General features: G+C 51.2%; 22 protein-coding genes. 20 read left to right on the top strand and 2 right to left on the bottom strand.

Annotated features, from left to right (window positions below; genetic code table 11):
- Positions 1-23 precede the first annotated feature (23 nt).
- Positions 24-623 (top strand): NUDIX hydrolase, encoded by a 600-nt coding sequence (locus tag LI015_RS17615; RefSeq protein WP_118017343.1) that lies wholly within the window; start codon positions 24-26, stop codon positions 621-623.
- Positions 624-698: 75 nt separating this feature from the next.
- Here the strand turns inward: LI015_RS17615 and trxA are convergent, their stop codons facing one another.
- Positions 699-1,031: a thioredoxin gene (trxA, locus tag LI015_RS17620; protein ID WP_227125873.1), complete on the bottom strand. Its 333-nt coding sequence runs from the start codon at positions 1,029-1,031 to the stop codon at positions 699-701.
- 137 nt (positions 1,032-1,168) lie between these two features.
- A complete protein-coding gene (locus LI015_RS17625) occupies positions 1,169-1,627 on the bottom strand; it encodes a rhodanese-like domain-containing protein (protein WP_002568285.1) in 459 nt (152 codons plus the stop codon).
- Between the two features lie 185 nt (positions 1,628-1,812).
- Here LI015_RS17625 and LI015_RS17630 point away from each other — a divergent pair, with 185 nt between their 5' ends.
- The 19 genes from LI015_RS17630 to LI015_RS17720 all read left to right on the top strand — a co-directional run bounded on the left by LI015_RS17630 (position 1,813) and on the right by LI015_RS17720 (position 26,530).
- Complete coding sequence (locus LI015_RS17630) at positions 1,813-3,309, top strand: ABC transporter ATP-binding protein (protein ID WP_227125851.1); 1,497 nt, start codon at positions 1,813-1,815, stop codon at positions 3,307-3,309.
- Positions 3,310-3,315: 6 nt separating this feature from the next.
- On the top strand, positions 3,316-7,260 hold the full coding sequence (locus tag LI015_RS17635) for a glycosyltransferase (RefSeq protein WP_227125853.1): 3,945 nt from the start codon (positions 3,316-3,318) through the stop codon (positions 7,258-7,260).
- Between the two features lie 86 nt (positions 7,261-7,346).
- Entirely contained in the window at positions 7,347-8,054 is a 708-nt protein-coding gene (locus LI015_RS17640; protein WP_002568282.1) for a nucleotidyltransferase family protein, read from the top strand.
- Between the two features lie 34 nt (positions 8,055-8,088).
- Positions 8,089-9,159 (top strand): GHMP family kinase ATP-binding protein, encoded by a 1,071-nt coding sequence (locus LI015_RS17645; protein ID WP_002568281.1) that lies wholly within the window; start codon positions 8,089-8,091, stop codon positions 9,157-9,159.
- A gap of 57 nt (positions 9,160-9,216) precedes the next feature.
- Positions 9,217-9,804, top strand: coding sequence for a D-glycero-beta-D-manno-heptose 1,7-bisphosphate 7-phosphatase (gene gmhB / locus LI015_RS17650; protein WP_227125855.1), 588 nt, complete (start codon positions 9,217-9,219; stop codon positions 9,802-9,804).
- Complete coding sequence (locus LI015_RS17655) at positions 9,801-10,442, top strand: D-sedoheptulose-7-phosphate isomerase (RefSeq protein ID WP_002570273.1); 642 nt, start codon at positions 9,801-9,803, stop codon at positions 10,440-10,442. Before gmhB ends, LI015_RS17655 begins: the two co-directional genes overlap by 4 nt.
- Positions 10,432-11,217: a glycosyltransferase gene (locus LI015_RS17660; protein ID WP_002589444.1), complete on the top strand. Its 786-nt coding sequence runs from the start codon at positions 10,432-10,434 to the stop codon at positions 11,215-11,217. The genes LI015_RS17655 and LI015_RS17660 overlap by 11 nt, the downstream gene beginning before the upstream one ends.
- Positions 11,218-11,282: 65 nt before the next feature.
- Entirely contained in the window at positions 11,283-13,622 is a 2,340-nt protein-coding gene (locus LI015_RS17665) for a hypothetical protein (protein WP_227125857.1), read from the top strand.
- A gap of 22 nt (positions 13,623-13,644) precedes the next feature.
- Complete coding sequence (locus LI015_RS17670) at positions 13,645-15,507, top strand: hypothetical protein (protein WP_227125859.1); 1,863 nt, start codon at positions 13,645-13,647, stop codon at positions 15,505-15,507.
- A 50-nt stretch (positions 15,508-15,557) separates the two neighbouring features.
- Complete coding sequence (locus tag LI015_RS17675; protein WP_002570269.1) at positions 15,558-16,991, top strand: hypothetical protein; 1,434 nt, start codon at positions 15,558-15,560, stop codon at positions 16,989-16,991.
- A gap of 158 nt (positions 16,992-17,149) precedes the next feature.
- Positions 17,150-17,920: a glucose-1-phosphate cytidylyltransferase gene (gene rfbF / locus LI015_RS17680; protein ID WP_002568274.1), complete on the top strand. Its 771-nt coding sequence runs from the start codon at positions 17,150-17,152 to the stop codon at positions 17,918-17,920.
- A 339-nt stretch (positions 17,921-18,259) separates the two neighbouring features.
- Positions 18,260-19,318: a CDP-glucose 4,6-dehydratase gene (rfbG, locus tag LI015_RS17685; RefSeq protein WP_002568273.1), complete on the top strand. Its 1,059-nt coding sequence runs from the start codon at positions 18,260-18,262 to the stop codon at positions 19,316-19,318.
- 15 nt (positions 19,319-19,333) lie between these two features.
- The gene (gene rfbH / locus LI015_RS17690; RefSeq protein WP_117625657.1) at positions 19,334-20,692 is read left to right on the top strand and encodes a lipopolysaccharide biosynthesis protein RfbH; all 1,359 of its coding nucleotides are present in this window, start codon (positions 19,334-19,336) and stop codon (positions 20,690-20,692) included.
- 69 nt (positions 20,693-20,761) lie between these two features.
- Positions 20,762-21,604, top strand: a complete 843-nt coding sequence (locus LI015_RS17695; protein ID WP_227125861.1) for a LicD family protein — start codon at positions 20,762-20,764, stop codon at positions 21,602-21,604.
- Between the two features lie 101 nt (positions 21,605-21,705).
- Positions 21,706-22,674: a glycosyltransferase family 2 protein gene (locus tag LI015_RS17700; RefSeq protein WP_227125862.1), complete on the top strand. Its 969-nt coding sequence runs from the start codon at positions 21,706-21,708 to the stop codon at positions 22,672-22,674.
- Between the two features lie 224 nt (positions 22,675-22,898).
- Positions 22,899-23,531, top strand: coding sequence for a TetR/AcrR family transcriptional regulator (locus LI015_RS17705; RefSeq protein WP_117625655.1), 633 nt, complete (start codon positions 22,899-22,901; stop codon positions 23,529-23,531).
- Between the two features lie 35 nt (positions 23,532-23,566).
- Positions 23,567-24,802: a TolC family protein gene (locus LI015_RS17710; RefSeq protein ID WP_227125865.1), complete on the top strand. Its 1,236-nt coding sequence runs from the start codon at positions 23,567-23,569 to the stop codon at positions 24,800-24,802.
- 32 nt (positions 24,803-24,834) lie between these two features.
- The gene (locus LI015_RS17715) at positions 24,835-26,034 is read left to right on the top strand and encodes a TolC family protein (RefSeq protein WP_227125867.1); all 1,200 of its coding nucleotides are present in this window, start codon (positions 24,835-24,837) and stop codon (positions 26,032-26,034) included.
- Between the two features lie 241 nt (positions 26,035-26,275).
- Positions 26,276-26,530: an HPr family phosphocarrier protein gene (locus tag LI015_RS17720; RefSeq protein WP_002568252.1), complete on the top strand. Its 255-nt coding sequence runs from the start codon at positions 26,276-26,278 to the stop codon at positions 26,528-26,530.
- Positions 26,531-26,653 lie beyond the last annotated feature (123 nt).

Raw genomic sequence — 26,653 nt, forward strand, 5'->3', positions numbered from 1 at the left:
ATACAAAAGGAGCTGGAACATGTATGCCAGGGAAAGGAGAAGTATATAAAATGGACCGCGCGGATTTGATTAAGCAGATAGAGAGCTACTGCCCATATAATGAACAGGAGGAAACAGACCGTCAGATGATTCTGAAATGCCTGAAGGAGGAAGAGGATATATTTGACAGGGGAAACTGCCTGGCTCACATGACAGCCTCGGCGTGGGTGGTGAATCCCGGCCGGACAAAGGTACTGATGGTATATCACAATATATATAAATCCTGGTCATGGCTGGGGGGACACGCGGACAATGAGCAGGACCTGCTGCAGGTGGCTGTGAGGGAGGTAAAGGAGGAAAGCGGGCTTGCCAGGGTACGGCCGGTATCGGAGGATATCTACAGTCTGGAAGTCCTGACCGTGGACGGACATGAGAAGCGGGGGGCCTATGTGGGTTCCCACCTGCATCTGAATGTCACCTATCTTCTGGAGGCAGACGAGAACGATGCCCTGTTTTCAAAGACAGATGAAAACAGCGGGGCAGCCTGGTTCGGCCTGGAGGACTCGCTTAAGGCATCCTCTGAGCCGTGGATACGCCAGCGGATTTATGCCAAGCTCAATGGGAAGTTAAAGAAACAGGGATAAGGGATAAAACACAGGCCGGGTCCATCTCGGGAACCGGCCTGCCAAAAAGGGAATGCAAAAATGTGTGATGGCTTATTATTTTAACTTGCTGATTTCCTTATCAATATCAGCTGGTGAAACCAGACCCACTGACTTGGATAACACCTCGCCGCGCTTGAAGTAGATAAGGGTGGGAACACTCATTACCTGGAAACGGGCCGCCAGGTCCATCTCCTCATCAATATCTACTTTATAAAAATGTACATCTGAAAATTTGTCTGCCGCCCGTTCTATGACAGGACCCAGCATCTTACAGGGACCGCACCATGTTGCAAAGAAATCCACAACCACCAGCTCGTCGCCGGCGTTTACAGCCTGCTCAAATTCATCCTTATTTAAATGTTTCAATTCCATAGTTATTACCTCCAGGTTTTCTCTTTTTTGTGTTTTGCTCTATTGATTATAGGATACCACATTTTGTACTTGTGTTATGTGATAAAAGTCACCGAACATTCATTCTTTAATCTTATATATAAGCTTGCAATATTAAGCTGTTCTAATATAAATCAGTTTTCTGTTACTGTTTCATAGGGCCAGTCCACAATTCCGCCAAAATCATATACATGTTTGTAGCCCAATTCCACCAGCTGGTCCGAAGCGCGTTTGCTGCGGATACCGGTGCGGCAGTGGACCAAAAGCACTGCTTCCGTGTCAGGAAGTTCTACGGGCTTAGTATCACCTATGGACTCCACCGGTATCAGAATGGAGCCGGGAATATGTCCGGCCGCATATTCTTCCGCCGTGCGCACATCCACTACCGTGGCATTGCCCTCGTCCATCATCTGCTTTGCCTCCTCGGCAGTGATTTTATGATATGCCTCATCAGATGTCTCATCAGCCGGTTCTTCTGCAGGAGACGGGGACGGACTCTGTGTTGAGGCCATGGCTTCCCTGGGGGCGGCGGGGCTGCAGGCAGCTAAGATGGCGCTGCATATAAGGACAGCTGTAAAAATCGTACCTTTCATGTGTTTCCTCCTATTCTGTAATCAAAACTCGTACAGTTCATACTGTAACTATAATATATACAGTTATATATGTCAAGGGGATTCTTAACTTTTTTTGAAAAATATTGTTTGAGGTATAAAAATCCTGCATTCTATGCTATACTTATGCCTAAAGTGGAGAAGTATGCATAGAGATGGAGAATGTTATGTCAGTGAAAGAACAGGACAATAAATATGCCATAGACGTTGCAGAAGTGACCAAGGTATATAGATTATATGAGAAACCCATTGACCGTCTGAAGGAATCCATGAGTATTTCCCATAAGAATTACCACCGGGATTTTTACGCGCTGAACCAGCTGTCCTTCAGGGTAAGAAAGGGAGAGACGGTGGGAATCATCGGCACCAACGGTTCCGGCAAATCCACCATATTAAAAATCATTACCGGGGTCCTTACCCCTACCACCGGGGAGGTAAAGGTGGACGGCAAGATATCGGCTCTGTTAGAGCTGGGTGCCGGATTCAACATGGATTATACAGGGATTGAAAATATATATATGAACGGCACCATGATGGGCTATACGAAAAAGGAGATGGACGCCAAGCTTCAGGATATCCTGGAATTTGCGGAAATCGGGGATTTCGTGTACCAGCCGGTAAAGACTTATTCCAGCGGTATGTTTGTACGGCTGGCTTTTGCGTTGGCCATCAATGTGGACCCGGAAATCCTCATTGTGGACGAGGCCCTTTCCGTCGGCGATGTGTTCTTCCAGTCAAAATGCTACCGCAGGATGGAGGAAATCCGCCAGAAGGGGACAACCATCCTTATGGTGACCCATGATATGGGAAGCATTATCAAATACTGTGACCGGGTGGTGCTGCTGAACAAGGGGGAATTCATCGCAGAAGGCCCTGCCGGCCGGGTGGTGGATATGTATAAGAAGATCCTGGCCGGACAGCTGGACGCCTTAAAGGCGGAATTAGAGCGGGAAAGACAGCAGAAGGAGAGTCTGACAGGGGAAATCGGGCAGGAAGATGCGGGCAGCGGGGTACTAACCGGAGCAGGAACAGAAGAAACGGAAACTGCCGGGAGCCGGGCTGGGGCAGGAACAAAATCCGGCGGTGTGGAAATGTCTGATTTTTCCGGCGGGATGGGATTAGAGGGAAGCCGTCTCATGAAAGACCAGCTGACCATTAATTATGACCGTACAGAATACGGGGATGGCCGGGCCGAGATTGTGGACCTGGGTCTTTTTGACGAGAGGGGAAATATCACCAACCTTCTGTTAAAAGGTGAGATGTTTACCATAAAAGAACGGATTCATTTTAATACAGAGATACAGTCCCCTATTTTTACCTATACTATAAAGGATAAAAAGGGTACGGAGCTTACCGGCACCAACACCATGTTTGAAGGTGCCGAAATCCAGCCTGTGAAGAGCGGGGATGAGTATGTGGTGGAATTCACCCAGAAAATGACACTTCAGGGCGGGGAGTATCTGCTGAGCATGAGCTGCACCGGTTTTGAGCAGGGAGAGCATGTGGTGTACCACCGCCTGTACAACGTGACCAATATTACGGTTATTTCCAATAAAAATACGGTTGGGGTGTATGATATGGAGTCCCAGGTAAAGGCTGCGAAGATAGAGGCCGGGAAGATAGAGGCCGGTAATGCGGGCCCAACTGTGAACGGAGGATTATAACTTTCCATGAAGGATATCAGTTATGAAATATTAGATTTATTCAGACAATACGGAAGCAGTCCTGAGGGCATCAGGAAGGCCCTGGACAGCCAGTACGGGCCGGAGGTGCTCCACGCCCTGTCTGATATAAGGGAGAATCTTCTGGAGTGGCTGGATTATACTGGCTGCGGGGAAGTGCTTCAGATTGGTTCAGGCTATGGCGTTCTGACAGGACTGCTGGCCTCCAGGTGCGCCCATGTGGCAGTGATGGACGAAGCAGATGAAAACCTGGCTGTAAATCAGGAGCGCAACAAGACTTACACCAATATCACATATGGCTATAAGGCAGGGGCTGAGACAGGACAGCCGGAGCCGTCATTTGACCTTGTGGTCATGGCCGGACTCAGAAAAGGCCAGGAAATACAGGACGCAGCTGCCTTTGGCGCCTCCTTTCTGAAACAGGAAGGCCGTCTGGTCATTGCGTGTGAAAATGCATTGGGGCTCAGGTACCTGGCAGGGGCAGACCATGAGGAAGGCTTCTGTACCAGAAAACAGGCGGAGGAAGCCTGCCGGGAAGCAGGACTTGCCCGGGCGGACTTCTATTATCCGGTGCCCGACCACAGAATGCCCATATCACTCTACTCAGACCGGTATCTGCCGGGAAAGGGAGACATCACCAGCCCGTCTGTGTCCTATGACGGTCCGCGGTATGCCTGCCTCAATGAAGGGGAGGTATATGACCGTCTGATTGAGGAAAATGACTTTGGCCGGTTTGCCAATTCCTTCCTGATTATTGCATCTAAGGACGGCCGGCAGGAGAAAACCATTTTCGCCAAGTATAACCGTACCAGAAAAGAGGAATTCCGCATCCGCACCACCATGGGGGAACTGGACGGAGAGCGCCGGGTGGAGAAGGCTGCCCTTGAAAGCGCAGGAAGATACCACATCCTTTCCCTGAAAAATAAGTGCCGGCAGTTAAGGCAGCTCAACCCCAGGGTCAGAATCCTGGAGCCGGAGATATCCGCAGACGGCAGCAAGGTGGAGTTTGTTTTCCTGGAAGGCATTACCCTGGCAGAACGTCTGGGCCGGTGCATCAGAGACGGAAGGGCGCCTGTGGAGGAAATTAAGGCGGCGCTTCAGTTTCTTTACGATGTGGCGGAGGATCAGATTGTTCCCTTTGCCCTGACGCCGGAGTTTACCCGGACCTTTGGGCCGGTTCCGGATATAGATGATGTTTCTTATAAAGTAAGCAACATTGACGGGCTCTTTGAGAATCTGATGATTACAGAAAAGGACGGGGATGAGAAACTATACTGCCTGGACTATGAATGGGTCTTTGATTTCCCGGTTCCTGCCCGCTTTGTACAGTACCGCAATCTGGCTTATTTCTATTATAAATACCAGGGATTGATGTCATATGCCGGCCTGGAAGAATTTTTACAGGAGTTTGGCATAGGAAGCGAGATGGCGTCTGTGTACGCATCCATGGAGGACGCATTCCAGTCCTATGTCCACGGGGACGCTGTCCAGGGATACCTGGTGAATTACCAGCAGAAAGTGACGACCCTGTCTGAGCTTAAGGAGACGGACCAGGCTCTCTCCCAGGCAAAGGACCGCATCAGCCAGCTTCAGGCAGAGGTGGAGGAAAAGAACCTGCAGATCCGCAAAGAGCAGGAGGTGCAGCGCCTGACCAATAACCATGTGGCAAATCTGGAAGTGATGATTAAGGACCTGCGCCATGAAATCGACGAGCTGGGCAAGCTGGCAACCTATCTCAACGGGCATGAAGCCCTTGTGTTCAAGGCCCGGCGCAAGCTGGGAGCCCAGGTCAACAGAGCATTTCCAAGGGGAACCCGCAAGCGCAAGATACTCAACTACTGTTTTAACACAGTGAAGCACCCGGTGCGTTACGGAAGGCTGTACGCCACCAAAGAGGGACGCAACCAGATAGAAGGCGATTTTAAGATTGGCGAGGATTATCTCAAATACGGCAGGCTGGTATTCCCCAGTGTACCGGGCAAGGGAGGATATATGGACTCTGGCAGCGGCGAAACGTGGGACGGCCCAATGGTTTCCATCGTGATTCCCTGTTATAATCAGGTCCACTATACCTATGCATGTCTCCAGTCCATCCTGGAGTTTACAAAGGATGTCACCTACGAGGTCATCATTGCCGATGATGTGTCCACCGATGCAACAGCAGAGCTGAGCCGGTATGCAGAGGGTCTTGTAATCTGCAGAAATGAGACAAATCAGGGGTTCCTGCGCAACTGCAACCAGGCGGCAAAGGCTGCCAGGGGAAAATACATCATGTTCCTCAACAATGACACCAAGGTGACAGAGGGCTGGCTCTCTTCCCTGGTGAACCTGATTGAGTCCGATTCCACCATTGGCATGGTGGGTTCCAAGCTGGTGTACCCGGACGGACGCCTGCAGGAAGCAGGAGGCATTATCTGGAGCGATGGTTCCGGCTGGAACTACGGCCGTCTGGATGATCCGGACAAGGCGGAATATAATTATGTAAAGGATGTAGACTATATATCAGGGGCAGCCATCCTTCTGAGCACGGCCCTGTGGAAGCAGATCGGCGGATTTGACCAGCGGTTTGCCCCGGCTTACTGCGAGGATTCGGACCTGGCTTTTGAGGTGAGAAAGGCCGGATACAGGGTTGTATACCAGCCTCTCTCCAAGGTAATCCACTTTGAGGGCGTTTCCAACGGTACAGATGTAAACGGAACCGGCCTGAAACGCTACCAGGTGGAAAACAGTGAAAAGCTGAAGGAGAAATGGGCTGAGGAATTCAAAAAGCAGTGCGTCAACACCGGAAATCCCAATCCGTTCAGGGCCAGGGAGCGCAGCCAGGGAAAGAAAATTATCCTGGTGGTGGACCACTATGTGCCCACCTTTGACAGGGACGCGGGATCCAAGACAACCTACCAGTACCTGAAGATGTTTCTGAAAAAGGGCTATGTGGTAAAGTTCCTGGGAGATAATTTCCTTCATGAGGAGCCCTATACCACCACCCTTCTGCAAATGGGAATTGAGGTACTCTACGGAGACACATACGCAGCAGGCATATGGGACTGGTTAAAGACAAATGGAGACGAGATATCATTTGCGTACCTGAACCGTCCCCATATTGCCACCAAATATGTGGATTTTATAAAAGATTACACCAATATGAAGGTGATTTACTATGGACACGACCTGCACTTTCTGCGTCTGGGAAGGGAATATGAGCTGACCGGGGATATCAACATCAAGAGGGAGGCGGATTACTGGAAATCCGTGGAGCTGACCATGATGCACAAGGCAGCTGTTTCCTATTATCCTTCCTATGTGGAAATCAATGCCATACACGCCATTGACGGAAGCATTCCCGCAAAGGCCATTACGGCGTATGTCTATGACACCTTTCTGGATAACATACAGGATGACTTTGCAGAGAGGGAAGGACTGCTGTTTGTAGGCGGTTTCGCCCATCCGCCCAATGCGGATGCAGTGCTGTGGTTTGCCAGAGAAATATTCCCGCTTATACGCAGGGAACTGCCGGATGTGAAATTTTATGTGGCAGGATCCAGGGTGACAGATGAAATCAAGGCCCTGGAGGAGCCGGGCAATGGAATCATTATCAAAGGTTTTGTAAGCGAGGAGGAGCTGGCGCAGCTTTATGGCCATTGCAGGGTGGTGGTGGTGCCGCTCAGATACGGAGCCGGCGTGAAGGGTAAGGTAGTGGAAGCTATATACAACGGAGCGCCCATTGTGACCACATCCACAGGGGCAGAGGGGATTCCCTTTGCGGACACCGTGCTGGAAATAGAGGACCAGGCAGAGCTGTTTGCCGGCAAGACCGTTAAATTATATCAGGACAATGAACGTTTAAACCAGCTTTGCCGCAGGACCCAGGATTATATTAAGAAACACTACAGTCTGGACGGGGCCTGGAAGGTGGTAGAGGGAGACTTTCGTTGATTCTTCAGGGCTGCGTGGGCTGCACAGCCGGCATGTCTGGATAATGCAGCCGCGTTTAAGGCCCACAGTACAGGAGGGAATGTTGAATGCAGGCTATTTTGTTGGCCGGCGGTCTGGGGACCAGGCTTCGCAGTGTGGTGAGCGACCGGCCCAAGCCAATGGCGTTGATTGAAGGGAAGCCTTTTATGGAATATGTGACCCGTGAGCTGGTCCGCCACGGGATTACGGATATTGTCTTTGCCGTGGGATATAAGGGAACTATGGTGGAGGAGCATTTCGGCGATGGGGCGGCTTTCGGGTTCCATGCCGGGTATGCTTATGAGGAGACGCTTCTGGGAACGGCCGGGGCCATTAAGAATGCAGGCAGGTTTATTACAGAGGATCGTTTTTATGTGCTGAACGCGGATACATTTTACCAGATTGATTATACCCGGCTCCTGAGACAGCAGGACAGCCAGAATCTGGATATGGCTCTGGTACTGCGCAGGGTGCCTGATGTTTCGCGGTACGGACAGGCAATTTTGGACCGTGACGGATTCCTGACCGGGTTTAATGAAAAGACAGAGGATGCAAGGGAAGGGACAATCAACGGAGGCATTTACCTTATGAAACAGCAGCTGCTGGATGAGATACCCGAGGGAAAGGTGTCGCTGGAAAATGACATGATCCCTAAGTGGCTGTCAGAGGGAAGGCGCCTGGGAGGCTTTGTCAATGACGGATATTTTATTGACATTGGCATTCCGGAGGCGTATTTCCAGTTTCAGGAGGATGTGAGGAATAAAGTGGTCATTTGACAACCTAAACGAAAGACAGAGAGAGGAGACACATATGGTAATCAGAGGAAGGGCGCCTTTAAGGGTCAGCTTTGGAGGCGGCGGTACGGATGTGGCACCATTCTGCGAGGAGCAGGGAGGGGCCATCATCGGAAGCACCATCAATAAATATGCCTACTGTTCCATTGTGCCCAGGGAGGACGACCAGATTGTGGTTCATTCCCTGGACTTTGATATGACAGTGAAATATAATACCAGGGAAAATTATGTGTATGACGGAAAACTGGATTTGGTAACAGCGGCTCTTAATGCCATGGGTATTGACCAGGGCTGTGAAGTGTATCTCCAGTGCGATGCGCCTCCCGGATCCGGCCTTGGGACTTCGTCCACGGTTATGGTGGCTATGCTCACTGCCATGGCCCGCTGGAAGGGAGTGATGATGGATGCCTATGCCCTGGCTGACCTGGCTTATCAGGTGGAGCGCCTGGATTTAAAGATTGACGGCGGGTACCAGGACCAGTATGCGGCTACCTTTGGAGGATTCAATTTTATTGAGTTCCACGGACGCAACAATGTGGTGGTTAACCCTCTGCGCATTAAAAAGGACATCATACATGAGCTCCAGTATAATCTCCTTCTCTGTTATACCGGAAAAATCCATGTCTCTGCCAATATTATCAAGGACCAGGTGCAAAACTATGAGAAAAAGGACGCCTTTGAGGCCATGTGTGAGGTAAAGGCCCTGGCCTATGCCCTGAAGGATGAGCTGTTAAAGGGAAATCTCCACAGTTTCGGCAAGCTTCTGGACTATGGCTGGCAGAGCAAGAAGCGCATGAGCAGCAAGATAACAAATCCCCAGATTGACCAATTGTATGATGAGGCCCTGAAGGCAGGCGCCCTGGGAGGCAAACTTCTGGGAGCAGGCGGAGGCGGGTACTTACTCATGTACTGTCCATACAATGTGCGCCACAAGGTGGCTGCCCGTATGGAGCAGGCAGGCGGACAGCTGGCGGATTGGAATTTTGAACTGCGGGGCGCCCAGAGCTGGGTGGCAGACGAGTCCAGATGGCAGTATGATCAGGTGAAGGTCCATATGCCTAATGGCGAGTACCGGTTTAACATTTAATGTTAAATTACCGGACAGGATTCACACAAGGAATATAACATACAGGATGGATGTGCAATGGATCGAGTTGTTTTTTTGGACCGGGATGGGACTCTGAATGAGGAAGTGCACTATCTGCACAGGTCTTCGGACCTTAAGCTCCTTCCTGGAGTGCCGGAAGCGCTGCGGATGTTAAAGGAGGCAGGGTACCGTCTGGTGGTGGTTACCAATCAGGCAGGAGTGGCCAGGGGATATTATGGGGAGGAGGACGTGAAGAACCTTCATGTTTATATGAACCATATCCTGGAGTGCATGGGGGCGTCCATTGACGCATTTTATTACTGTCCCCATCATCCGGAGCACGGAATCGGCCCATATAAGAAGGAGTGCAGCTGCCGCAAGCCGGGTACCGGCATGTTTGAGGAGGCCGCACAGCGGTTTGAAGTGGATAAGGCTCATTCCTTTATGATAGGAGATAAACTGCTGGATGTGGAGGCCGGGAATAACTACGGCCTGACCACCATTTTGGTGGGAACCGGTTATGGAAGCGGGATTCGCAGCCAGGAGGAGAAGGAAGGGATACCTCCGGTATATGATTTTTACGCGGAGGATCTCGTAAAGGCAGCTCAGTGGATTATTGAGAAAGGACAGGCGGACGTAAGATGAAAGAGATGGAGTATCTGGAGGAACTGACCAGCCGGTATCCGGTTCTGGAGGCAGTAAAGGGCGATGTGCTGGCCGCATATGAAATCCTGCGGGATTGTTACGCAGGCGGCGGCAAGTTGATGATAGCGGGAAATGGCGGAAGCTGCGCAGACAGCGAGCACATTGTGGGTGAGCTGATGAAGGGATTTGTAAAACGCCGCCCGGTGTCCAATGAATTCGCGGCTGCGCTTCAGGAAGCAGACGAAAAGCGGGGGGAAGAGCTGGCATCCTGCCTACAGGGAGGCCTTCCCGCAATTGCCCTTACCGGTCACGCGGGACTGGCCACCGCGTTCTTAAATGATGTAAACGGTGAAATGATTTATGCGCAGCAGCTGTACGGCTATGGAAAAAAGGGAGATGTATTTATGGGTATTTCCACCTCGGGCAATGCTGAGAATGTGATGTATGCCGTTGCCGTGGCAAAGGCGTCCGGCATTAAAACCATTGGCCTTACCGGCAAAAACGGGGGGAAGATGGCGGGAGCCTGCGACTGCTCCATCGTGGTGCCTTCTGATGAGACATTTAAAATCCAGGAGCTGCACCTTCCCATCTATCATACCCTGTGCCTGATGCTGGAGGAACATTTTTATGAGGTATAAGCATGTATTTGCCGTATGCGCCTATAAGGACTCGCCTTATCTGGAGCAGTGCATCCGCTCTCTTAAGGCCCAGACCGTCCCGTCCCATATCATTATCTGCACGTCCACTCCCAGCAGCTATATTGACCGGCTGGCCTGGAAATACGGCCTGCAGGTCTGTGTACGGCAGGGGGAGAGCGGCATAAAGGATGACTGGAATTTTGCATATTCCATGGCGGAGGGCGAGCTGGTTACCATTGCGCACCAGGATGACATGTACCACCGTGATTACAGCGCGAGACTTCTGGCAGCCCATAGGAGATATCCGGATATGACTGTTTTTACAACGGACTATGTGATTGTGAAACAGGGAGCGCTCATCACCGGTGATGCCATGCTCTGGATTAAGCGGATTCTGAGGACGCCCCTGCGGTTTCCGCAGATGAACGACAGGGCCTGGGTAAAGAAGCTGGCCTTTGTCCTGGGCAACCCCATATGCTGTCCGGCCACCACCTATCACAAGGCGGTGCTGGGTGAACCCTTTGTACGCTCAGAGTACAGTTTTGCCCTGGACTGGGACAATCTTGTGAGGCTGGCAGAGGAACCGGGACGTTTTATCTGCGATGAGCGGCCTCTTCTCTATTACCGGGTCCATGAGGATGCCACCACAAAGGCATGTATCAGGGATAACCGCCGGTTTGCGGAGGAGCGGGAAATGTTCTGCCGTTTCTGGCCGGAGCCGGTGGCGGACATTATCATGGGCTTTTATAAGAAGGCTTACGGAGAGTATGAGTAGCGGTTTCCGGGACTGGGAAATTGGTACGAATCAGAAAGAAAAATGCAGGGATAAGGATTTGTTGCATGGAAACTGGTAAAAACGATAAGATACTTGCAATCATCATAGGGGCGGCAGGGCTGGCTGTCCTGGCTGTGACGGTGTTCGGGGTGCTGCTCTGGGGCCCATTGGAGCCGGTGCTTCGGAATACTCGGACCCTTCTTATGATGGCAGAGGTGGTCCTTGTGTTTTTCTGGAACCTGTTCTGTCTGGCCGGCGGGAGAGGGAAAAAGCCAGGGACAGGTTCACACAGGGGTGTCAGGGCTCTGGGACTGGCAGCGGGAATCGTGCTGTTTACCTGGTGCCACCGTATTTTCCTGCCCCTGGCGGTATCCGGCATATATATGGCGGTTCTCATACTGGCAGGGAGACAGCTTCTCCGGCTGTTCTTAGAAGAAAGGCAGCTTTCCGCTCCCATTCCCTTTTTGCAGCGTACATCCATGTGCCTTGTGCTGGGAAGCGCCCTGTGGATGGTTTTGGTATGCCTTGTATCCCTTACGGGACATGGCGGGCTGATGCTGTGGAGGGGACTGGCCGCAGTCATGGCCCTGACGGCCGTGGTCCTGGAAATCCTTTGGGGACGCAGAAACAAACAGGTTTTACCCGGGGCATGGCTGAAGGCTGTGAAGAACAGTGCAGATAAGGGAAGAAGTGAGAGCATGGCCCAGGCCGCCTTACTTGCCTTCATCATTACCATGGTTCTGATTCAGGCGGGCCGCATGAACATTGAACTGGACTATGATTCACTCCACTACGGCCTGCGCTCCGCCTATGTACTGGATAACGGAAAGGGAATTTACGAGAATCTGGGCATGATTAACCTGGTTTATACCTACAGCAAAGGCCTGGAAGTCCTGGTTCTCCCTCTGAGCGGGACTCCAACCTATGGATTTGTCCTGGCCTTTTCTCTGTGGTGTACCGTGGGGATTCTCCTCCTGGCAGCAGATATAGTGGGAAGATACTGCGGGCAGGTAAAAGGAATCCTGGCAGTAGCCATCCTTGCCGCTATTCCGGGAATCATGAATATGGCGGCCACTGCAAAAAGCGATAATATTACGCTGCTGCACCAGCTCATCATTTATGACTTTATCTGCTTCGCACTTTGGGATGGGGAACAGGGGAAGAAAAGCAGTTCTGCCAAAAATATACCCTGGCTTTCCATGGCTGTCAGCACCTACCTGCTGACCCTGGTGTATAAGCCAACGGCCCTGGTGTTTTCAACGGCTCTGGGCGGAGTGGCCCTTGTGTGTCTGTTTCTTACCCGCCGTTTAAGGGTTGGAGACAGGAGAGGCTTTTGCCTCCTTCTGATACCGGGAGCAGCGGCGGCCGGATTGTGGTACCGCACATGGCTTCTTACCGGCGTGCCTGTTACATCCATATTTGCCGGATTTTTTGAGAAGGCGGGATGCAGGGTGAAATATCCTTACACCTTTAACCATGTGATTGGAGATCCGTCTGCCCTGACTGCGGGAGAAAAATGTTCGCGGCTGTGGTCGCGGGTATGGGGAATCCTGTTTGCCCCTGTAACAGAGGATATGGCCCATGTAATCATTGCATGGGGTACCGGAATTGTGACGGTTTTTCTTGTCATCTGGCTTGCTGTTTCCTGGAAGGCGGGGAGACGGGGCCTCCGGCATCCCCTGAATCTCTTTGACTGTATCCTGATTCCGGTTCTGGCCCTTGGTTCCCTGGCAAGCATCTATACTCTGTATCAGGTGGACGGGAATTATTTCATCCTGTTTTATGCTGTTCTGGTTATCAGCGCGCTGAGAATGGGATGGAGGCAGAACTGGGGACCCGCAGTCAGGCGGTCCCTGTCTCTGGTGCTGGTTTTATTTTTTGCAGTGAATACAGCGGTGACCTGTACCACTGGCTGGGCCGGAGTGCCGGGCTTTACGCCTGTGAGCCTGCGTCATATGGGCTATTACGACCACCGCAGGGAAATGCTGGACAGAAGGGCCGGAGAGGGCAGCCTTACCCTTTCCTGTATGTTTACACCCAGGAGCCGTGTCCTTGCATTCGGGAGGCATCCCAGGGTCCTGGATCTGCCGTGCAGCGTCCAGAGCTACTACGATGTGACCGGAAGCGGAGGAAATGTATACCTGGTAAAGCGGCTGGCATACTTTGAGGAGTTTCTGAGATATGCCGGTACGGAGTATTTCTTCGTGGAAGCCGGATACCTGGCAGGACAGGACAGGGCCCTGCAGATGATTGAGGATATGATTGCGGAGGGAAGCCTTTCTGATATTCACTATGAATGGGGAAATATGACGGCCAGGGTTACGCTTGACGCCGGACCGCCGGATGATTCCCAACAGGCCCTTGAGGAGTTCAGGGAAAACTACAGCATGACGGAACTTGATTGACAGCCAGAAGGAGGCGCTTACATTGGAGGCAAAAGAGAGTACGAGAACCAGGATTGGGTTCTCCAGGATGGAAAAGAAATATGAGTGGAAGGACCATGTAATATTCATGGGTATTCTGCTTGCCATGGCAGTGTGGGTCAACAGAGGAATCGAAATAAAGGGGTTATATATGGATGACCTGTACTTCTGGTCCTGCTACGGGGAGCAGAGTTTCCTTCAGTATGTGTTTCCGGTGGGCAGCACCCGGTTCCGCTTTCTGTATTATCTGGCCGCCTGGCTGGAGATGGCAGTGGTCAGGAATCATGTGGGTTGGTTCGTGCCCTTTAACATCCTGTTAAACGCAGCCGTGTCCTGGAGCATATATTTCATCGGCCGAAGGCTGTCCAGGGCAAAGGGAATCGGCTTCCTGTGCGGCTCCATGTTTTTAATCAGCCGCATGGCCTATTACCAGATTGGACAGGTGCTGGGGCTTATGGAAACCATGGCCCTGTGGATGGCTGTTATGATTCTCTGGTATTTGTTCCGGTATCTCAATGAGAAGGACAGCCATGTATACTTCTACCTTTCCTGCGTGCTCTACTTTGGGGTATGCTTTGTACATGAACGCTATATGGCTCTGTTTCCTCTGCTTCTTCTGGTCCTGCTGTTTAAGAGGAGCAGGAAGCTGTGGGAATGGGGAGCCGGTCTGTTATCCTTCCTTCTGGTCCAAATCATTCGCGCCTTTACGATAGGAAGTATTCTGCCGGCAGGCACAGGAGGAACCCAGGTGGCAGATACCTTCAGCCTGGCGGACACCTTCAAATACGCCCTGAGCCAGATTGCCTATGTGTTCGGCATCAATGCGGGACCGGAACATCTCAATGGCTGTCCATGGGGGCAGAGTCCCCTGGCCATAAAGGGGCTGGTGCTCCTGGCGGATGCCTGCATCGCGGTTATTGTTCTGGCATTTCTGGTGAAGCTTGTAAGGGAGAAGCGGAAGGAGTACCGTGTTCAGATGCTGAAGAACAGCACTCTGTTCATCCTGTTTACCGGGCTGTGTATTGCGTCCTCCAGCGTCACCATACGGGTGGAGATGCGCTGGGTGTATGTATCCCTGGTATCCGCCCTTTTATTCCTGGCTTATATGTACGGGGAACTGACAGAGGGAGTAAAGCCGGAGCTGTATCTGAAACGGCTTTGGCCCTGGGGGGCGGCCTTTGCCTGCTATGTGGTATTCATGCTTCCGGTGGAGCTGTATTACCGGGCGGACTATCCCAAGCTGTATCTCTGGCCCAACCAGCTGCGGTATAATTCGCTGGCCGAGGAGACCTACGGAAGATATGGGGACGGCATATTCGGCAAAACCATTTACATCATAGGTGACAGCTATGAGATGAGCGATTTCACGGCCAGAACCTTTTTCAAGGTGTTTGACAGGGAACGGGCAGCAGAAGGAACCAGGGTGGAGTTCATAGAAAATATCCGGGATATCGGTCTGGTGGATGACAGGATGCTGGTTTTGCGGGAAGACCCGGACCATGAGGGATTCCAGGATATCACGGAGATTGTAAGGGAAATGAAGCTCCAGGTGGATTACGGCTACTACAGCGACGGCTGGATGGATGAACATGCCAGCCTGACGGTCATGGCCGGTGAGACAGGCGTGATTGACCTGGAGGTGGTATATCCCGGAATCATGAGCGGCGGCGAGGCTGTTAGGATTACAAAGGATAAGGAGGAGCCGCGTTATCTGCCGGTGCGGTCCAATGTTGTAAATACAACCATTCAGGCCGAGCCGTGGCAGACGGTGCACCTGACCTTTGAATATAATTTCTTTATGCAGAATGCCCAGGAACAGAGGGGAGAGGACCGGCTGGCAGCGATAGTGCATTTGACGGTCAGATAAGAACCGGTTTCCGGGAAAGACATAGGGAATGAGAAAGGAGCAGGATAACCATGAAAGCAGAACGAAACAGGAAAATCATATATTGGCTTCTTCCGCTTGCAGGCATCTTATTCTGCCTTTGGTATGTGAAAAGCGCCACCTGCGATGTGGTGTACTCAGACTACATCCGGCTGGTGAACAGCTATCTGCCGGATGTATGGAATCCGGAGAAGTTTTTTGTGCCGGATGTCCTGACACGCATCCCGATCAATTATCTCTGCCGGATTGTCAATGTGGAGTTATTTGGCTTTACCATAACCCTGGAACGTGTTCTGGGCGTGGTGAGCCTGGGGCTGGCAGGCTGGGTATTTGCCGCTTACTGCAGGAGCAGGAAAATCGGATGCCTCTGGTTTGCGCTGCTGATGGCAGTGATGTTCAGCCTGAATAAATGGGAAATGCTTACCAATGGAAGCGGATGGTCCCATTTCTTTGCCTTTGCCTGCTTCTACTACCATGAGCTGGTCCTGGACCGGGTGTGGGCAGGAGAGGAAAAAGGACGGGACCGGTTAAAGCTGCTGGTACTGCCTTGGCTTATTATACTGGGTACTGCCGGCCCGTATTGTGCGGTCTATGCGGCCACGCTGCTGCTATCCTATGGGTTCTGCATGGTGATGGACCGGAGGAAGCGTAAGGACTGCCCGGGCAGAAGGGGGCAGGGTTCCTGGGATATGCGGTATCTGGCCTATATGGCCTGCGCCCTGCTGCCCCTTCTTCTGTATATGCTGAGCAATTCCATGGCGGTGGAGGAACACGCGGGAGCCACAGGACGTTCCCTGGGCACGATACTGGCTGAAAATCCCACATTCCCCATCCGTTTTCTGTTAAAGTCCTTTGCGGGAGTCCTGGTGGGAGGGGAGGAACTGGAACGTTTCATGGAAAACGGCCTTCTCAGCAACCGGATGTGTTATGTTCTGGGCCTGTTTGTGGTCTGCGGCTATCTGATGGCCTTATGGATTAATTTCCGGTTCCGACTGTATGAGAGGACCATTATGCCCCTGATGCTGTTGGCGGGAGGAGGGATGAACCATGTAATCATTTTCATTTCCCGGTATATATTTGAGAAAGAAAGTTATGCGTTAAGTTCCCGCTATGCCCTGCAGTTTCAGGTGGGAATATTGGGAATTATACTTACCTTTGCCCTGGCGTGGCAGATGAAGGAGAGGACAGACAGAGGATACCGGTGGGGCATGGCTCTATTCTGCCTTGCAATCCTTATGGGAAATGGTTATACTACTTATCGTGAGATCCAGAAAGCGCCCAGCAGGGAGGAAAGCTTTGAGAGAAAGGCCCGGCTGGCCCTGGAGGTCCCCGGAATGAGCCGTGAGGAGCTAAAGGACAGGGGAGAAGAACTGGAGACAGAGTTTGAATACCGCAAAGGACTGGACAAGATACAGAACGCGTTCCGGATACTGGAAGAGAACAAGCTGAATGTGTTCCGGGAGTAGGATGCGGGCAGGATGGAATGTGAGCGGGAAAGAATATAGGCAGGATGAAATGCAGGCAGGAAAGAGTGCGGGCAGGATGGAATGCGGGCAGGAAAGAGTACAGGCAGTATAGAATGCGGCTGGAATACAATGTGCCGGAAATACAATGGAGGACAGAGATGAAGGTAGTAATATTAGCAGGAGGACTTGGTACCAGAATCAGCGAGGAGAGCCATCTGAAACCAAAGCCTATGATAGAAATTGGGGGAAAACCCATATTGTGGCATATCATGAAGTATTATTCGGAATTCGGATTCCATGAATTCATTATCTGTCTGGGTTATAAGCAGTATGTGGTGAAGGAATTTTTCGCAGACTATTTCCTTCACACCTCAGATGTAACATTTGATCTGGCTAACAATAAGATGGAAGTCCACAATAACTATTCCGAGCCGTGGAAGGTAACGTTGGTGGACACCGGACTCAACACCATGACAGGCGGGCGTGTAAAGCGTATCCAGCCTTTTGTGGGGGATGAGCCTTTTATGCTGACCTATGGGGACGGCGTGTCAACAGTGGATTTGGATGAACTGGTGCGTTTCCATAAATCCCATGGCAGGACAGCTACTATCACAACAGTCAACATCGGACAGATGAAGGGCGTTCTGGATATCGACGAAAATGATACGGTTCTGTCCTTCCGGGAAAAGGAGGATAATGACGGTGCCCTGATTAACGGCGGATTCATGGTGATGAATCCTGAGATATTTAATTATCTGGAAGGGGATTCCACTGTGTTCGAGCAGGGACCTATGCAGAAACTGGCGGCGGAGGGACAGCTTAAATCCTTCTACCACAGCGGATTCTGGCAGTGCATGGATACACAGCGTGAGATGAATAAGCTGGAGGGATTGTGGCAGTCGGGCAGGGCGCCCTGGAAGATTTGGTAGAGGAGGGACGTGGGGATTCGCGGGGGTCCGCATGGTTCCAGGCGTGCTCCCTGATGAAACACGCTCTCGCTCGGTTTACACGCAGCGGTACTAAGACGCGTGAAAGACCGCGCCTAAGTGCCGGCGTGTAAAATGGTTTCAGCAGGAAGCACGCCTGGAACCATGCTGGGCTTCCTCGAATGCCGTAGGAAGAAGATGCTGAGGGGAGTTGTGTAGGGCAGACGGTGTGCGGCAGGCGGTGTGCGGCAGGCGGTAAGTGGTGAGCAGCAGATGGTGTGCGGTAAGGTGGTTCGGAAGGGTTTTTGTGGATGGTTGGAAGTTGGATGAGAGGATTTTTTTATGAAGATGAAGGAATTGATGGATTTTTATAGAGATAAAAGGGTGCTTGTGACGGGGCATACCGGGTTTAAGGGGGCTTGGCTTTGCAGGATTCTGACGCTTGCCGGGGCTCAGGTGACGGGGTATTCCCTGGAACCGCCTACGGATCCCAGCCTGTTTGAGATTGCCGGGCTGGAGGATGTGATGGACAGCGTGATTGGAGATATCCGGAATCTACAGGGGCTTAGGGATGTGTTTGAACGGGTGAGGCCGGAGGTGGTGTTTCATCTGGCGGCCCAGCCCATTGTCAGGGATTCTTATAAGGATCCGGTGTATACCTATGAGACAAATGTCATGGGGACCGTGAACGTGATGGAGTGCGTCAGACTGACGGACAGTGTGCGCTCTTTTCTCAATGTGACCACGGACAAGGTGTATGAGAACCGGGAGTGGGAGTATGGGTACAGGGAATGCGATCCTCTGGATGGATACGATCCCTATTCCAACAGTAAGTCCTGTTCCGAGCTGGTAACCCACAGCTATCAGAAATCATTTTTTGGTGACGGGCGGTGTGCTGTCTCCACCTCAAGGGCAGGCAATGTCATTGGGGGCGGCGATTTTGCCAACGACAGGATTATTCCTGACTGTATCAGGGCAGCTGCAACAGGGAAAGATATCATTGTAAGGAATCCCCATTCCACCAGGCCCTACCAGCTGGTGCTGGAGCCGCTGGCCGTGTATCTTACCATTGCCATGAGGCAGTATGAGGATGGACGATACCAGGGGTATTATAATGTGGGGCCTGATGATAAGGACTGCGTGACCACAGGATGCCTGGTGGATATGTTCTGCCGGCTCTGGGGCGGGGATGTAAAATGGGTGAATCAGTATGACGGAGGCCCTCATGAGGCCAATTTTCTGAAGCTGGATTGTTCCAGAATAAAGTCGGTATTTGGCTGGCGTCCCAGATATGGGGTAGAGGAAGCTGTTGAAAAGACAGTAGAGTGGTCCAGGGCTTATCTGGACGGTGAGGATATGCTGGAGGTTATGGACCGGCAGATAACAGAATTTTTTTCGTAAAGAGGAGAAATGAACATGGCATTTGAACATAAGACAGAGACAGAAGCAAGGCAGCAGATTCTGGACATGGTGGCCGAATACTGCGACACCTATCACAATAAAAAGGGGCCTTTTCAGGAGGGTGACCGCATTCCCTACGCTTCCAGGGTCTATGACCATAAGGAGATGGTAAACCTGGTAGACAGCTCACTGGAATTCTGGCTTACCTCCGGCAGATACACCGATGAATTTGAGAAGAAGCTGGCAGACTATCTGGGCGTGCGTTTCTGCTCCTTGGTGAACTCCGGTTCCTCCGCCAATCTGGTGGCCTTCATGACGCTGACATCCCCTTTGCTGGGGGAGCGCAGGGTAAAAAGGGGAGATGAAATCATCACGGTTGCCTGCGGGTTTCCAACCACGGTGGCCCCTGCTATCCAGTTTGGCGCAGTGCCGGTGTTTGTGGATGTGACGATTCCCCAGTATAACATTGATGCGGAAAAGCTGGAAGAGGCCCTGTCTGAAAAGACCAAGGCAGTGATGATTGCCCATACCCTTGGAAATCCTTTCGATTTAAGGGCAGTGAAGGCATTCTGCGAGAAGCATGGCCTGTGGCTGGTGGAGGACAACTGCGACGCTTTGGGTACCCAGTATACCATGGAAGAGGACGGAAAGGAAGTGACCCGGTTTACAGGTACTATCGGTGACATCGGCACATCCAGCTTCTATCCGCCCCACCACATGACCATGGGCGAGGGAGGTGCTGTCTATACGGACAATCCCCTTCTCAATAAAATCATCCGATCCTTCCGCGACTGGGGCCGCGACTGCGTATGCCCCTCAGGCCGCGACAATATGTGCGGACACAGGTTTGACAGACAGTTCGGGGAGCTTCCCCTGGGGTATGACCACAAATACGTGTATTCCCATCTCGGGTATAACCTGAAGGCAACGGACATGCAGGCCGCCATTGGATGCGCCCAGCTGGATAAATTCCCATCCTTTGTGGAGCGGCGCCGTCACAATTTCGACCGCCTGAAGGCAGGACTTGAGGGAACAGAGAAACAGCTGATTCTTCCGGAAGCCTGCCCGCATTCCAGGCCCAGCTGGTTCGGTTTCCTGATTACGTGCAGGGAAGGCGTTGAGCGGAATAAGGTTGTCCAGTATGTGGAGAAAAAGGGCGTGCAGACCAGAATGCTGTTTGCAGGCAATCTGACAAAGCATCCCTGTTTTGATGAAATGCGGGCAGCAGGCCAGGGATACCGTATTGTGGGCAGCCTGGACAACACGGACCGCATTATGGCCGACACATTCTGGGTGGGTGTGTATCCGGGAATGACAGATGAGATGATCGACTATATGGCCAGGACTATTAAGGAAGCAGTGGAGTGCGCATAGGGACTCTGCGGGAACCGATTAGGCACCGTGCCGTAAACACGGCAGGAATAAAGGGCAGGAGCGCTGATTATGATGAAAACCTATGATATGAGCCGGGTCCATGAGGCTAACTTGACCATATTAAAAGAGATAGACCGGATTTGCCGCAAGTATAATATCCGCTACATGCTGGACGCGGGCACCCTTATAGGCGCTGTACGCCATAAGGGGTTCATCCCCTGGGATGATGACGCGGATGTGGCGTTTACCAGGAACCAGTATGAGGCATTTATGAAGGTGGCTCCAAGGGAGCTGCCGGATACCATGGAGCTGCTGGAGCCGGACAGTTACAGGGGCGGAAAGGCATTTTATGATTTTACTCCCAGAATCATTTACAAAAAAAGTAAATGCCATGAGGACAGCCCGGAAATGCAGTACTATGAGGGAAAGCTGAATCATATATGGGTGGATCTGTTCATTCTGGACAAACTTCCTGCCTCCAGGGCAGGGGCGGAATTTACCCGTTTCCTGCACAAGGCAGTGTATGGCATGGCCATGGGGCACAGGTATAAGCTGGATTTTGGCAAATACAGCCTGATTCACAAGATCTTCGTGGGAGGGCTGGCTGCTGCAGGCCGCCTGGTGCCCATGAAGCTTATCTTTGCCATGCAGAAGGCAGCTGCCCTGAAGGACAGGCATAGCAAGGGGAGTCTGCGCTATTACAGTAACTATCAGCCGGATTATCTGTATGTGACTGTGGATAAATCCTGCTGCGACCAGGTGGAGGACTCGGATTTTGAGGATACCCGCCTGATGATACCTAAGGGATGGCATCAGATACTGACAGAGGTGTATGGCAATTACATGGAAATGCCGCCGGAGGACAGACGGGTGCCCACCCACTCCAGCCAGCAAATCCGTATTTTTGATTAGAGCGTGCCGGAGCGGGGGTCAGACACGCACTGGGGGGATGAGGACAGAGAGATTGGCAGCATATGTAAACATGCCCCAGGAAAGGATTACAGACAAAAGAGATGGACAGGTTGTTATCAGTTGTGGTATCGGTCTACAACGAAGAAAAAGCATTGGAAGAATTTTACAGGGAAACCACACATGTGTTGGAACAAATCAGCTGGGATTATGAGCTGCTTTTTGTCAATGACGGCAGCAGGGATGGAAGCCAGGACATACTGGACCGTATGGCCGCATCTGATTCAAGGGTCAGGGTGATAAGCTTTTCCAGGAATTTTGGACATGAGGCGGCCATGATAGCGGGACTGGACTACAGTAGGGGAGACGGCATCATCTGTATGGACGCGGACCTGCAGCATCCCCCGGAATGTATACCGGATATTCTGGCTAAGTTTGAGGAAGGATATCAGGTTATCAACATGGTCCGCACCAAAAACAGAACGGCAGGGCTGGTGAAGAACATCACTTCCTCCGGCTTTTACTGGCTTATCAACCGGATTTCAGATGTACACTTTGAGGCAAATGCCTCTGACTTTTTTGCAGTCTCGCGCCATGTGGCCCAGGTGCTGAAGAACAGCTACAGGGAGAAGGTGCGTTTCCTCAGAGGCTATGTGCAGAACGTAGGCTTTAAGAAAACCGCCATTGAGTATGAAGCAAGGGCCCGGGTGGCAGGGGAGAGCAAGTACAGCATCAAGAAGCTGTTTGTGTTTTCCATCAATACAATCCTGTGCTTTTCCAACATGCCCCTGAAGCTTGGTATCTACGCAGGCATATTCTCGGCCCTGCTGGGCTTGGCAGTCATGATATACACGCTCTGCACCAGAAAAGGTGCTCCCAGCGGCTATGCCACCATTGTGGTGTTGATTTGCTTTATGTTTGCCATGATGTTTGTGATTATCGGCATCATCGGTGAGTATATTGCGATTCTGTTTACGGAACTGAAGGACAGGCCGGTTTATATTGTGGATCGGACGGAGAATATGATTGATGAATCATCACTCCCCAAGGAATATGCTGCAAAGAATATGTAAAGATAGTTTTGATTTTTGAATTTGGTATTGTGTACTATAACTGTGGAAACAGGGACCGGACCATCGGCCCCTGTTTCTGTTTATGGAAATTTAATTCTTCCTTTCTTGACAATCCATGGCATATGTGTTTATAATTGGGTTCGTGACATATTGTCACAAATGACATTATGTCACCAAGAGGAATATGATTGTATCTTACAAAAGAGGGCTAGGAGGCTGGATTCATGCCTACACAACGGTTTTTGAAACTAAAGGAAGAGAAGAAGCAGGCAATACTGGAAGCGGCGGTCCACGAATTCTCAAGGGTTCCTTATTCATCTGCATCCATCAACCAGATTATCAAGGAGGCAGACATATCCAGAGGGAGCTTTTATACATATTTTGAAGATAAGGACGACCTGATGCGGTATATGCTCAGAGGCTTCAGGGATAACTGCCAGGAGAGGATCTTTAGAACCCTGAAGGAACAGGGGGGAAATCCCTTTGGCACAGCCCTTAAGCTTCTGGAGGCAGTGGTGGATGAGGACCATGGAGGCCTGGGCTATAAGATGTACAGGAATATGCTGTCGGATTTAAGTGTGGTGGACCAGAACCATTTATTTGGAATCAAGGGCTTTCTGCTTCAGGATGAGTCCTATGGTGAATTCGTTCATAAGCTTTATGAAGGGATTGACAGGGAACGTTATCCTGTTGATGAAGAGACTCTGTCGTATCTGGTGGACATGGCCATGCTTATCATCATCAGGGCTGTAACGCTGTATTATAAGAACGTGGTGGACCGGGAAAAACTTCTGGAAGTGACAAAGAAGGAAATGCTTATATTGGAATACGGTGTCTGCCGGAACACCGGAAACTGACGTGATAAGGAAACACAGAAAAGAGGAGATTAGAGATGAAGAATTTAAGGAACAGGAAATACGGATACAGGGCAGCGGCTGTCCTGGCAGCCATTACCATGGCCGGGACAATGCCCCTGACCTCATTTGCGGCCAGCGGGAAAAGGCCCAATGTAAGCAAGCCGGATGACGCCCATACGATTGCAGAGCCGCCTGCACCTGATATCAACAAGGATATAAGTCCTGAATTCGCATACAGTGAGGATAAATGGGCCTCCCTCAGGGATAATGTGCTGGAATTCGGGGAGTTAAAGGACTTGGTGCATGAGTACAACCCAACGGTCCGCAGCAACCGGTCTACCTATAAGGATCAGAAGGGCAAGGACCTGAATGCGGCCTACGATGATTATATGGATGATATTGATGCCATCTGGAATAATGCAGACAGCGACGATGACGTGGCATGGGCCACAGCCAGGTTCCAGGTGGGCGTACTCCAGCAGCAGGCCGACAATAACTATCAGGACGCGGACATGGAGAAGATTCAGTATGACCAGACAGAGGCAGGACTTGTGTATCAGGCCCAGCAGCTGATGGTGACTTATGAGCAGTCACGGTACAATATGGAAAATCTTCAGAGCGCCAGGAATCTGATGCAGGCCCAGTATGAAGCAACCGCAGCCCGCCAGGCAGCCGGCATGGCAACCCAGGCAGATGTGCTGAGTGCATTAAAGAGTGTACAGGACCAGGATACGGCTATCCTTACTGCACAGAAATCAGCTGACAATGTCCACAGGAGTCTCTGTCTGATGTTAGGATGGGCAGTGGACGGACAGCCTGAGATTAGGGATGTGCCCGAGCCTGATTTGAACCGGATTGCATCTATGAATCCGGACGCTGATATGGAGACGGCCATCGCGAATAATTATGATGTGAAATATTTTGAGAAGAAGGCCGGCAACCTGACCAGCCAGTACCTGATTGACTCCAACCAGGCACAGATCCAGGATGCAAAGGATAAGGCGGCCAAATCCCTTAGAAACCAGTACAATGCAGTGCTTACGGGACGTGATTCCCTGAACGCGGCCGTGATGGCCCTGGATGTTGCCTCCGTTAACCTGAACACGGCAACGGCCAAGAGAGCGGTAGGCGAAATTACAGAGCTGGAATACAAGAATGTGCTTAACAGCTATATATCCGCCAAGAACAGTGTGGAGACAGATAAGCTTCAGCTTCTGCTGGCCATGGAAGCCTATGATTGGAATGTAAAAGGTCTCACAACCTCCAATTAGGCCGGTTGAAGAAAGGTAAGGAGGTTGGACAGATGAATATGAACAGACGAAAAGGCTTCATGGCTTTGTCGCTGGCAGCCGTGATGGCGGTGGGCGGTGCAGGCGCTGCGCTGGCAGACGAGCCGGGAGTGGTGCCGGGTGATACGTACACAGAGGCCATGGCCCGGCTCCAGGACAGCCACATGGAGTACGATGAATTGACAGATCTTATTAAGAACTGCTATGCCCCTATAAAAAGCGCGTACTCCATGATTGATACCATGGAAGAGGACCAGGGAAGCATTGCAACGGCTATGCGAGTGGTGGCTGATGATTATATGTCCCAGGCAGACCAGCTGGCAGATGTTCTGGGCAGCGGTAATCCTGCGGTCATGCAGGTGGTGGGAGGTGCCAGGATGCTGCGTTCCAGCGCAGGGTCCATGGACCGTTCCATTGAGCGCAGCAAGTCCAGCCGGAGCGTGGACCGCCAGGTGAACATGATTGTGTCCGGTGCGGAGACTCTGATGAACCAGTATGAGTATTACCTGGCACAGAGGACTGTGGTAGCCAAGGCATTGGAGATAGCCCAGACAGCCCAGGCCATACAGCAGACCATGCAGGCCCAGGGGCTTGCGGTGGATGCAGACGTGCTTTCGGCCGCAGCCCAGCTGTCCTCGGCAAAATCCCAGCTGGAGAGTATAGATGCGGGAATTGACCAGATATATAAGACCCTCTGTTACTACACCGGATGGGAGAAAGGCGTGGATACTGTCATTGGCCCGGTTCCGGCAGCAGACCCATCGGTTATCGGAACCCTGGATTTGGCATCCGACAAGGAAACCGCGGTAAACAACAACTACAGCCTGATCAGCATGCGGAGCGGTTCAGGGTCAGGGATGAGCGACTTCCAGGTCCGAACCACCAAAGAAATGACGCAGAAGGCCAATAAGATGCGTACCGTGGACTACTCAGAGGACCAGCTCCGTTCTGATATGCAGACATTGTATGACACCATACTGGAGAAAAAAGCAGCCTATGATTCAGCCTCCACTGCGTACCAGAGCGCCCAGCTCACATGGAATGCAGCGCAGATTCAGAGGCAGAATGGAACGCTGAGCCAGATTCAGTTCATGCAGCAGGAGCTGGCCTATCTCCAGGCCCAGTCCGGATTTAAGTGTGCTGACCTGAATCTCCAGCAGGCACTGCGCAATTATCAATGGGCTGTAAAAGGCGTCAGCGTTAGCGCCGGTTAAATGTAAATTACAGTAAAACCCTATTTTTACCAGCTTTGTTACATTTGCAACAAAACGGAGGTGAAAATAGGGTTTTTCTCTGACTTTTAGTTTAAAATTTACAAAAACTATATAAATTTAATGCGTCAATCCCTTGAATTTAGTGGAAAAAAATGTTATTCTAAGTACATAGGGGCATGTATAATTATTCAGAGGAGGGTGGTAACCAGTAGTCGGTTTTGTTTTGAATTGAGGTGATTCTATGTTAACGAAACAAGTTGACAGCAGGGAAAGAGTCTTTAGGCCAATCCCTATTTCTTATTTGATTCAGACGGCAAATCAATTTGACTGCGATATTTTTGTCACCAGCGATAAGTATACAGCAAATGTCAAGCAATACGACGAAGTAAAGAATCTTAGAATGACAGGTTTTCTGACTTTTTACTTTAAGGGAAGTGACGAGCTGGAGGCCGAGGACAGGATTCAGAAGATTCTGTGGGAGGATAATGAAGGATAAGGAGCGTACATAACTATGTGTGTACAAAATTAAACGAGGACAGGGAGACCGGTCCTCGTTTATTGATTTTAGGCTCTTTGTCAATAGTTGGGGTGGGATTTGTTAAAATCCCGCCCCAATTCT

This window comes from Enterocloster sp. 210928-DFI.2.20 (assembly GCF_020554465.1).
In the GTDB taxonomy this organism is placed as follows: Bacteria; Bacillota; Clostridia; order Lachnospirales; family Lachnospiraceae; genus Enterocloster; species Enterocloster bolteae.